The 11,243-nt window shown below is 57.4% G+C and carries 7 protein-coding genes; 4 read left to right on the top strand and 3 right to left on the bottom strand.

Annotated features, from left to right (window positions below):
- Window positions 1-159: 159 nt before the first annotated feature.
- A complete protein-coding gene (locus tag ABIB59_RS08355; RefSeq protein ID WP_354034932.1) occupies window positions 160-627 on the bottom strand; it encodes a hypothetical protein in 468 nt (155 codons plus the stop codon).
- A 200-nt stretch (window positions 628-827) separates the two neighbouring features.
- Between ABIB59_RS08355 and ABIB59_RS08350 the strand changes: the two genes are divergently transcribed.
- Entirely contained in the window at window positions 828-5,507 is a 4,680-nt protein-coding gene (locus ABIB59_RS08350; RefSeq protein ID WP_354034930.1) for an ATP-dependent helicase, read from the top strand.
- Between the two features lie 12 nt (window positions 5,508-5,519).
- Here ABIB59_RS08350 and ABIB59_RS08345 read toward each other — a convergent pair whose 3' ends face one another.
- Entirely contained in the window at window positions 5,520-6,434 is a 915-nt protein-coding gene (locus ABIB59_RS08345; RefSeq protein WP_039079282.1) for a LysR family transcriptional regulator, read from the bottom strand.
- A gap of 114 nt (window positions 6,435-6,548) precedes the next feature.
- Between ABIB59_RS08345 and ABIB59_RS08340 the strand changes: the two genes are divergently transcribed.
- The 3 genes from ABIB59_RS08340 (at window position 6,549) to ABIB59_RS08330 (ending at window position 10,506) form a co-directional block, all read left to right on the top strand.
- Window positions 6,549-6,992: an ester cyclase gene (locus ABIB59_RS08340; RefSeq protein WP_039079283.1), complete on the top strand. Its 444-nt coding sequence runs from the start codon at window positions 6,549-6,551 to the stop codon at window positions 6,990-6,992.
- A gap of 116 nt (window positions 6,993-7,108) precedes the next feature.
- Window positions 7,109-7,936 (top strand): hypothetical protein, encoded by an 828-nt coding sequence (locus ABIB59_RS08335; RefSeq protein ID WP_354034927.1) that lies wholly within the window; start codon window positions 7,109-7,111, stop codon window positions 7,934-7,936.
- Between the two features lie 176 nt (window positions 7,937-8,112).
- Complete coding sequence (locus tag ABIB59_RS08330) at window positions 8,113-10,506, top strand: phosphoketolase family protein (protein WP_354034925.1); 2,394 nt, start codon at window positions 8,113-8,115, stop codon at window positions 10,504-10,506.
- A 15-nt stretch (window positions 10,507-10,521) separates the two neighbouring features.
- Here ABIB59_RS08330 and ABIB59_RS08325 read toward each other — a convergent pair whose 3' ends face one another.
- Window positions 10,522-10,848 (bottom strand): four-helix bundle copper-binding protein, encoded by a 327-nt coding sequence (locus ABIB59_RS08325; protein WP_079496594.1) that lies wholly within the window; start codon window positions 10,846-10,848, stop codon window positions 10,522-10,524.
- Window positions 10,849-11,243 lie beyond the last annotated feature (395 nt).

Here is an 11,243-nt window from a genome sequence, read left to right as displayed (position 1 = left end):
CGTGTCCGGAGGTGACATTTCGCCATGAACATAAGGTGAACGGAACCCACCTTCCGAGCCGCATATTCCCCTCACCCCAACCCTCTCCCAGGGGGCTGAGGGAGAAAACCGGTGGTAGCCCGGATCAGGCGCTTGCGCCGCCATCCGGGTTCCGTATCGCTACACCGATGTCGCCAGACTACAGATAGCCGCCAGCATCACAATAAACAGCCCCCACCGACCAAACCGCCGCAGAACACGCCATTGCTGAAACTCACGCTCATCAGCTTCATCCATCAGCCGTTCCGCCGCTTTCTCTACTTCTCCGCACGCCGCCGACCTGCGCACGAGAATATGCGTGTAATATTTGCGCATGACATAAATCGTGATCTGATTCCAGATAAAGGTGGCGGGCAGCAAGGCGCAAATAATGGTCACAAAACTGTGTGCGAATGTCCCTTTACCAGGGAAAACGCGATCAAAAACGACAGAGAGCCCCACCATCAAACCCAAATAAACAACACCCCCCAGCCAGGTCGCCACATGGCTGTTGGCACGCGATCGGGCTTCTTTGTAATTTTTATGGCCGACGCTGGCAGGCAGCCCCGCAAGCTCCGGAATATCTTTACCACTCCAGTAGATCTTCATCTCAACCCTCATCCCGAATAAACGCCGCATTTACGATATCCGCAATGTCTATCCGGGGATATTAAATTCTGCGTAAACCATCACGTCATTGTTATTAAGGGCAAAAACCCATCGGCTCAACCCCCGGCGTCTGCGTTACACTTATCCTTCTACCCTAATTACTATTCCGGTCGCGGCAGACATCACAGGGAGCAGGAAAGATGTCAAAGAAAACCATTTTACCCTCCGTACTGGCTGAGATCTTTTCGCCCGCCACCCGCGACTGGTTTGTCAGCGCTTTTCAGCACCCCACGCCGGTACAGGCGCAAACATGGGCGGCAACCAATGCCGGGGAACATGTGCTCGCCATCGCGCCTACCGGTTCAGGTAAAACGCTGGCGGCCTTTCTCTACGCCCTGGACCAGCTTTATCGTGAAGGTGACGCCCCCGCTGAGGAGGCGGTCGAGAGAAAAAAAACCACGCGCATTCTCTATATCTCGCCGATAAAAGCCCTGGGCAGCGACATTCAGCGCAACTTACAGATCCCGTTACAGGGCATCAGCGAACAGCGGAAAAAACACGGCGCGCCGGAAGTGGCAATCCGCGTGGCGATGCGCACAGGCGACACCTCTTCTCAGGAGCGGGCAACACTTGTGCGCCATCCTCCTGATATTCTCATCACCACGCCGGAGTCGCTCTACCTGATGCTCACCTCCAGGGCACGCGAAACATTGCGCGGTGTCGAAACGGTTATCGTCGATGAAGTCCATGCGGTGGCGGGCAACAAACGTGGCGCGCATCTTGCCCTCAGCCTGGAGCGGTTAGATGCCCTGCTTGCCAGACCAGCCCAGCGTATTGGCCTGTCCGCGACGGTGCGTTCACCGGGCGATGTTGCGCAGTTTCTGGGGGGCGATCGCCCGGTTACCGTGGTCAACCCACCGGCCCTTCGCCATCCGGATATTCGTATTGTGGTGCCCGTTGCCAATCTCGATGACGTTCTCTCCACCAGTGCCGGAACCGGGGAAATCAGCCACGCGGGCAGAGAAGGCTCCATCTGGCCGCATATCGAATCCGGTATCCTCGACCAGGTACTCAGCCACAACTCGACCATTGTGTTTACCAACTCCCGCGGTCTTGCGGAAAAACTGACTGCCCGGCTCAATGAACTCTATGCCTCGCGCATGGCAGAATCGCCCGAAGAACAAAGCGACTCTGCGCACTTTGTTTCGTCCTCCGGGGCGACATCCAACCGTGCACAAACCGGGCAGGTGTTTATCGCCCGTTCGCATCATGGATCCGTATCAAAAGAACAAAGGGCCATCACAGAACAGGCGCTGAAATCCGGGGAATTGCGCTGCGTGGTCGCCACATCAAGCCTTGAACTGGGGATTGATATGGGGGCAGTGGATCTGGTGATTCAGATTGCCTCCCCCCTTTCTGTTGCCAGCGGCTTGCAGCGTATCGGCCGCGCCGGACATCAGGTGGGCGGTATATCGAAAGCCCTTTTCTATCCGCGCACCCGGCGTGAGCTGATTGATTCCACGGTCGTGGTCGACTGTATGCTGGCGGGTAAACTTGAGACCCTGACCCCGCCGCGAAATCCCCTTGATGTGCTGGCCCAGCAAACTGTCGCCGCCGTTGCCATGGATGCGCTAAACGTGGATGACTGGTATGCCACCGTTTGTCGCGCAGCGCCGTGGAAAGCGCTGCCACGGGATGTCTTTGACGCCACGCTCGATATGCTGGCGGGACGCTATCCTTCCGGTGATTTCTCTGCTTTCCGGCCACGGATTATCTGGCAGCGGGAGAGTGGTCAGCTCACCGCCCGCCCCGGCGCGCATCTGCTGGCGGTGACCAGCGGCGGCACCATCCCTGACCGGGGAATGTTCAGCGTCCTGCTCCCGGAAGGGGAAGAACAGCCAGGTGCCCGGCGGGTGGGCGAGCTTGATGAAGAGATGGTCTACGAGTCCCGCGTCAATGACATCATCACTCTGGGGGCCACCTCCTGGCGCATCCAGCAAATCACTCATGACCAGGTGATTGTGACCCCGGCCCCCGGTCGATCCGCCAGGCTGCCGTTCTGGCGCGGCGAAGGGAACGGGCGTCCCGCCGAACTCGGCGAACTGATCGGCGATTTTATGCATGCCCTTGCCGACGAGTCATTTCTCGCCTCACCCAACGCGCTCGCCTTGCCGGGGTTAAGCCACGATGAAAACGCGCTTGCCAACATCAAAGGGCTCATCGAGGAGCAACGCAGCGCCACGGGGATCATTCCGGGCAGCCGACATCTGGTGCTGGAGCGCTGTCGCGATGAAATGGGCGACTGGCGCGTCATCCTGCATTCGCCGTATGGCCGTCGGGTGCATGAACCCTGGGCGCTGGCGATCGCCGGACGTCTTCACGCGTTATGGGGGGCAGACGCCTCCATTGTCGCCAGTGACGACGGTATCGTCGCCAGGCTACCGGATACCGAGGGAAAAACGCCGGACGCCGACGTATTTCTTTTCGAACCCGAAAAATTAGGCCGACTTGTCCGGGATGCGGTGGGCAACTCTGCGTTATTTGCCGCCCGTTTTCGCGAGTGCGCCGCACGCGCATTGCTTATGCCTGGGCGCACGCCTGGCCGTCGCTCCCCCCTCTGGCAACAGCGCCTGCGTGCGGGTCAGTTGCTGGAGATCGCACGCGGCTATGCGGATTTCCCCATCTTGCTGGAAACCGTACGCGAGTGTCTGCAGGACGTGTACGACCTGCCCGCGCTGGACAGACTGATGCGCCGCCTGAACACCGGGGAAGTGCAGATTTCCGGGGTGACGACGACCACCCCGTCGCCTTTCGCCGCCAGCCTGCTCTTTGGCTATGTGGCAGAATTTATGTATGAGTCCGATGCCCCGCTCGCCGAACGCCGGGCCTCGGTATTGTCTCTGGATAGCGAACTGCTGGGTAACTTGCTGGGCCAGGCCGATCCCGGTGAGCTGCTCGATCCGTTGGTCATTCGCCAGATCGACGATGAGTTGCAGCGCCTGGCCCCCGATCGCAAAGCCCGTGGCAAAGAAGGCCTTTTTGACCTGCTGCGCGAACTGGGCCCGATGACGCCAGACGATCTCGCCGCGCGCCACCGGGAGAGCCGGGATGCGGTTAACCTCTGGCTGGAGGAACTGCTGGCGGAACGGCGCGCCTTTGTGGTCACGATTGGCGAAAGCCAGCGCATCGCCTGTATGGACGATGCCGCACGGCTTCGGGATGCGTTGGGGGTACGGTTGCCAGCGGATCTGCCCGACATCTGGCTTAATCCGGTGGCGACCCCGCTCGCTGACTTATTTTTGCGCTATGTTCAGACCCACACGTTGTTTACCGTTCAGCAGATCGCCCACGCCTTCGGCCTTGGCGTCGCCGTGGCGCAAGAGGCGCTGGAAAAATTGCGCGGCCAGGGCAAAGTGATGCGCCTGCGCGCCGGGAAACCTGCACAGCCAGACGCGCGCTCCCCCTTAGACTGGGTGGGTGAAGAGATTTTCCGTCGCCTGCGTATCCGCTCGCTGCAGGCGGCCCGCGAAGCGACACGCCCGGTCCCGGCGACGGCTTTTACCCGCCTGCTGCTGGAGCGCCAGGGGTTGCTTGCCGGGTCTGATGGCAGCCCGGCGTTTCATAGCAACTTATCCGGCGGCGTGTTTGAAGGCGTTGACGGCGTCCTGCGCGTTATCGAGCAACTGGCCGGACTGGGCTTACCGGCAACGCTGTGGGAAAGCCAGATTTTACCCGCACGCGTGCGGGACTACGCCCCGGAGATGCTTGATGAGCTGCTTTCAACGGGCGAAGTGATCTGGTCCGGGCAGAAAAAACTCGGTGACGATGACGGGCTGGTCGCCCTGCATATCCAGGAGTATGCAGCGGAAACCCTGAGCGTGCCGCACGCAGACAGCGCGGCACTCTCTCCGCTACAGCGGGACATTCTGGCGGCACTTGCCAACGGCGGAGCCTGGTTCGCCCATCAGCTTAGCGCGCTTATTGATTCGCACCGCGCCCCAGACGATGAGACGCTGACGCCGGATGCCCTGCATGAAGCGCTGTGGGGGCTGGTCTGGCTGGGGTATATCACCACCGATATCTGGTCGCCTCTGCGCGCGTTATCCCGCATGGGGAGCACGTCCCGCCCGTCATCTCAGCGTCGCGTTCGAAGCCGACGCGGGCGTCCGGCGCTGGCGCCCCACCCGGCCAGGGCGGTGCACATGTCGTTCAGTACGCCGACGCTTGCCGGGCGCTGGTCGTTGTTGCTCGCCGATACACTCAGTGACACCGAATGGTTACTTGCGCTGGCAGACAATATGCTCGACCGCTACGGCATAGTCAGCCGACGGGCGGTGATGATGGAGAACCTGCCTGGCGGTTTTCCGGCAATGCAGACCGTCTATCGCAATATGGAAGATGCCGGGCGTATTCTGCGTGGGCGTTTTGTAGAAGGGATGGGCGGTACGCAATTTGCCGAACGGCTGACCATTGACCGTCTGCGCGAGCTGTCGACGACACAACCTGAAAAAGCGGTCTTCACGCCGGTCGCGCTGTCTGCCAGCGATCCGGCGAACCCCTTCGGTACGCAATTGCCGTGGCCGGCTCATCCTTCCTCACTGGTGCCGACTCGCCGCAATGGCGCGCTGATTGTGATTGCCGGGGGCATACTGCGCCTCTACCTTGCTCAGGGCGGAAAAAAGATGATTATCTGGATGGACGATGACGAGGCCATCGCCGGGCAGGTCTTCCGTGCGCTGGCGGTTGCGCTGCGCCGGGAGCCGCGTCTGCACTTCACGCTGGAGGAGATTAACGACACGCCTGTACGCCAGATGCCGCTCTTTACCCTGCTGCGGGAGGTCGGTTTTTCGAGCTCACCGCGCGGGCTGGACTGGGGGTAACCCCCCTTTTTGTTACATCAGTTCGCTGGCACAGGCGCATATCAACTTGCGCAGCCACTTTTGCGCGCTCCCCCCGTCGGAACGGCGGTGCCAGAGCAAATTGAACTCAATGGCAGGCAGTTCTACGGGTGGCGTCAGCATCACCACGTCCCTGCTCTGCTCGCTGGCAAGCACGCTGCGCCTGAGCACCGTCGCGACATAATGGGTCTGCTGAACAATGGAGGACACAGCAACCATGACCGGTAAAGTCAGGCGGATCTCCCGGCGTAACCCTTTGGCCCTGAGCCACTCGTCCACAAGGCCATAATGGCTCCCCTCCGGGGAGACAAGGATGTGCCCCATGCTGAGATAGGTTTCGAGCGTCATGCCATCGCGTGCCGCACCGCTGTCACGCCGCACCAGGGTGACAAACTCATCGCTGAAAAGCGGCTGTGAGAGGATGCGGCTTTCTGACTGGGTGGGCGCGATGCCGATGACCAGATCAACTTTGCCGGCATCCAGCATCGACACCGCTTCATCACGATCAACAAACGTATGCACATGGATCGTCACCCCAGGCGCCTGCTGGCTGATGGCGCGCATAATACCCGGCAGCAACACCAGCGTTGGGTACTCAGACATCCCCAGCGTAAAGGCGATTTTTTTCTCCTGCGGCGCGAAGGCGTCATCCGGCGTCAGCAGGTTTGTCAGCTCCTGCAGCGCTTTCGTCACATGGACCGCAATCTCCTTCGCCCTGGCAGTCGGTACCAGACCAGAGGCGCTGCGAATAAAGAGCGGGTCGGCAAAATGGCTTCGCAGGCGCGACAGTGCCGCGCTCATCGCAGGCTGACTCACCGAGGCCCGAATAGCCGCGCGGGTGACATTCTGCTCTTCCATCAGCGCATCAAAGGCCACCAGCAGATTCAGATCAAGCCCTCTAAAATCCATAGAACGAATATTCCTCTATATCTGTTATCTATTTCATTTATACCACCTGCCGATGGGATACTGGCGGCACATTAAAGCATTTCCCCAAAAAGCGTCCCAGCCAGAGGTAAAACCATGTCAGACCATGAAGAAATCGCCCATCGCCTTTTGACAGAACGTAAAGCCGTCGAAACGCTCTACCAGGCCTTTAGCCTGCAACAGCCGGATTTAGTTAATGAGGCCGTTACCGCAGACTGGGCCGATATCCCGTTAGCGCCCGGCCAGCAGCCAGGGCCGGAAGGGCTCAAGCCAATCATAGCGATGTTTGCCGCGGCGTTCCCGGATGTGCGTATCGTTATTCATGACGTCATCCAGGTACCGGGGCAGATTGCCGTGCGCGCCGAGATAACCGGTACGCATAAAGGCACCTTTATGGGGATTGCCGCGACGGGTAAAAAAGTGAGCATTCGCCTGCATGAGATGCATCAGCTTAACGGTGAGCGTATTACGGCCACCTGGCATATGGAGGACTGGCTCGGTCTGTTCATGCAGCTAGGTCAGTTTCCGCCGCAACCCTAACTACCCGCCTTTTCGCACCCTCTTCTGGCGCAACGCCCTGAGAGGGTGTGAATAGTGTTAAAGCATTCCGCAAAGCGTGCCGTTAATAGAAAGAATGGACCTCCGGAGTGATACGCATGCTACGACCAACCCTCACAGGTAATGCCAGCTTTTCGTTATCCACCGCGACATCGGACACGACGTCCCGAAACCGCGAACAAAATTCAGCATCCGCGCTTCCACAGCAGGCAACGGCCACCGCCGATAGCACGGTCTCGTTGAGCCAACAGGCGAAAGATTACTACACTAATCTGCAAAACGACCTTGAGGCCGTTAACCGGTTGAATGAGTTCAGCGCCGCCTCACGCAAAGCCGACGCGCGCGCAAAACTGGAAGCGATAAAGCGAGAAATTGAGCGCCTTAAAGCCATGCTGATGCGTTTTGGCAATGCCTCTGCTTACGTCCTTAAACAGCTCAAACAACTCTCGGCCCAGATGGGTCAGGCGGCATCGCAACTCGGGCAGAGTGACAGCGCCAGTACAAGCAATAGCGTCGACACAAGTAGCAGCGGTACGGCGGCGTACAGTGCGATTCAGTCCCTGGCAGACGGCAATGCCGGGAGCAAAACTGACGCTATGGCCGCTGCACGCGCCTCTGACGACGGCCAGGAAAACCACAAGTCAGCGAGTGATGACAGTGAAACCAGTGATAGCGCTGGCCTGACGCAATCGCTTTATAGTGGTATCCGTGAGCAGTTGCAGGAGAGCGACTCGCGGCATAAAGACGCGCAGCTATTAAAAGATGTGGTGCGTGAACTGCGCTCATTGTTGTCGATGGTCAAAAGCAAAATGCGCGATGAAGACAAAGATGACCGCGACATGAAAAAAGATATCGATGCGGTGCAACAGCAGCTTAATACCGGCGATCAGGCCATGCAGCAGATGGGCTTTCAGAGTATCGTCTGACCGCTTTTAATCCGAAGCTTTCTCACCGCTAACCCCCCCTCGTTCAAATCCGCACGCCGGTGCGGATGTTTCCATCCTTGCGGCGTTATGCCGTCGCCAAAATCACCCTGTCTATACTTGGCCTGTACTGCGTCTGAATCTGCGTGGCACGCATAACCCCTTGCATGGAGAACTGCATGACCCAGATAAACTCACTTACCGACCATGATCTCGCCTTGCTTGACCGTTACTGGCGAGCAGCCAATTATCTCTCCGTCGGGCAAATCTACCTGATGGACAATCCGCTATTACGCGAGCCCCTCAAACCAGAACACATCAAACCCCGTCTGCTGGGACACTGGGGAACCACGCCGGGTCTGAACTTTATTTATGCCCACCTGAACCGTGCCATTCGTCAGCGCGATCTCGATATGCTGTATGTATGCGGCCCCGGACACGGGGGGCCGGGTATGGTGGCCAATACCTGGCTTGAAGGCACCTACAGCGAAATCTACCCCGACGTTACCCCCGATGGCGAAGGCATGAAAAAGCTGTTTCGCCAGTTTTCCTTCCCCGGCGGGATCCCCAGCCATGCGGCACCGGAAACGCCCGGCTCCATTAACGAAGGGGGCGAGCTGGGTTATTCGCTTTCCCATGCTTTCGGTGCCGTGTTCGATAACCCAACGCTGATTGCCGCCTGTGTCATTGGTGATGGTGAAGCAGAAACCGGGCCACTCGCCTCAAGCTGGCACGGTATAAAATTTCTCAATGCCGCCCGCGATGGCGCGGTTCTACCCATACTGCATCTCAATGGCTATAAAATTGCTAACCCGACCATTCTCGGTCGCGCCAGCGATGAAGACCTGCGCCAGTTATTCCGTGGCTATGGTTACGAACCGCTGTTGGTTAGCGGCCACGAGCCAAAAATCATGCACCACCAAATGGCCCAGGTGCTGGACGACGCGCTGGATACCATTCGTGATTACCAACACGCGGCGCGAAGCGGCAGTGCCGCTGCATCCGTGCCGCGCTGGCCGCTGATTATCCTTCGCAGCCCCAAAGGATGGACCGGTCCACAAACGGTTGACGGCAAAAAAGTGGAGAATTTCTGGCGCGCGCATCAGGTTCCGGTTTCATCGTGCCGTGAAAATGAAGAACACCGACACATCCTGGAACACTGGATGCGCAGCTACCATCCCGACGATCTCTTTGATGAGCAGGGACGTCTGCATCCAGAACTGCGCGCCCTTGCCCCGACAGGCGATAAACGGATGGGAGCCTCGCCCTGGGCGAATGGCGGTCGGCTGCGCAAAGACCTGATCTTACCTGAGCTGGCGTCGTACGCCGTAGAGGTCACCTCACCGGGCGATAGCCAGGCAGAATCCACCGCCGCACTGGGAGCGTGGCTTGCAGGTATTTTTCAGCGTAACCCGGATAATTTTCGCCTGTTCGGGCCGGATGAGACCGCATCGAACCGGCTAAGCCGCGTTTTTGACGTCACCAGCCGTACATGGCTGGAACCGCTTAAATCGTATGATGAGCAACTTGCGCCCGATGGCCGGGTCATGGAAATCCTCAGCGAACATCAGTGTCAGGGGTGGCTTGAGGGGTATCTGCTGACCGGACGTCATGGTCTGTTCAATTGCTATGAAGCGTTCATTCATATTGTCGACTCCATGTTCAATCAGCATGCCAAATGGTTGAAGGTGTCGCGCCATCTGCCCTGGCGCGCGCCAATATCGTCCCTCAACTACCTGCTCTCTTCCCATGTCTGGCGACAGGACCATAACGGTTACAGCCATCAGGATCCGGGTTTTCTCGATCATGTCGCCAACAAGAAAGCCGAGATTGTCCGTATTTATCTGCCGCCGGATGCCAATACGTTACTGTGCGTAGCCGGGCACTGCCTGCAAACCTGGGATCGCATTAATGTCATTGTGGCCGGAAAACAGCCCGCTCCACAGTGGCTGACGCTGGAGGGTGCGACAAAACACTGTGCCGCCGGGATGGGCATCTGGTACTGGGCCGGTACGGTATCGGAAGGCGAAGCGCCGGATGTGGTGATGGCCTGTGCGGGCGATGTGCCGACAATGGAAACACTTGCTGCCGTCGACCTTCTGCGTAGCTATGTGCCAGAACTGCGTATCCAGGTGGTGAATGTGGTGGACTTAATGGCGCTACAGACGCAGGATCAACACCCGCATGGTCTGAGTGAAGAGGCTTTTGATGCGATTTTTACGCGTGATAAACCGGTTATCTTCGCTTTTCACGGCTATCCAAGTCTGATTCACCGTCTCACTTACCTGCGTAACAACCATCAAAATTTTCATGTTCGCGGCTTTATGGAAGAAGGCACCACCACGACACCCTTTGATATGACGGTGCTTAACGGGCTCGACCGTTTCCATCTGGCCCAAGAGGCGCTTTTGCGCATACCGTCTTTGCAGGGAAATGTGGAGGATATTCTGGAAGCGTTACAACAGAAGATTGCCGCGCACCATCAATATGTGCGGGAATATGGCGAGGATCTCCCCGAGGTGCAAAACTGGAAATGGCCTTCCCAACAAGGGGAAGGCACAGTTCCCGAGTAACTTAATATCGGGATCTCAGGCGACCATTTGCAGGCACGCTTGTGCACAGGCCCGACAGGCCTGTGCACATTGCTGGCAATGCGCGTGCTGATGCCTGCCACACTCTTCCGCACAGGCTCTGCAAACATCCACGCAAATACGGCAAAGCGGCATAATATGATCGCTTTCCAGCGTCATAAATTGAGCCACCAGGCGACACAGCGCGGAACACTGCACATCCAGCTTGATGCAATTTCGCATCATCGCAAGGTCATCTTCGTTCAGACAGCTTGCGGCACAATGCTCGCAGGCGATGGCACACTGATAACAGGCATCGATACAGTCTTGATGTTCGGAATGCATATTCGTCTCCTCATGTTGATAAGCGACTCACGTCATCTGACATTCGCCCTCTCACGTAAAATCAACTTCTTATGTTCCGATGTCACACTCAACCACGGCGTATTAAAAAGGCGTAACACGACAAAAACGCAGAATGGCATATTCAATAAGCCATCGATTTAATACACAGTTCTTACTGAGCGTAGAATTTGTGCGCACAACATTTGTAAAGATTTGTATATATACAGCTTTAATGGCAGAAAAAACCAGCAACATCACACAACAAATAACGGATGTAATGAATATTCCTGAATTACATTTATCACCAACTCTATTGATTCAATAACGTTTTATTTTCGCTTCAACTTTTTATTTTTAGAAATCAAATAAATTACTCCCCTCGCTTTGCGACAAAA

The organism is Citrobacter sp. UYEF32, assembly GCF_040546205.1.
In the GTDB taxonomy this organism is placed as follows: Bacteria; Pseudomonadota; Gammaproteobacteria; order Enterobacterales; family Enterobacteriaceae; genus Phytobacter; species Phytobacter diazotrophicus.
The sequence above is the reverse complement of the archived record's forward strand: the minus strand, read 5'-3'. Positions and strand labels throughout refer to the sequence as shown.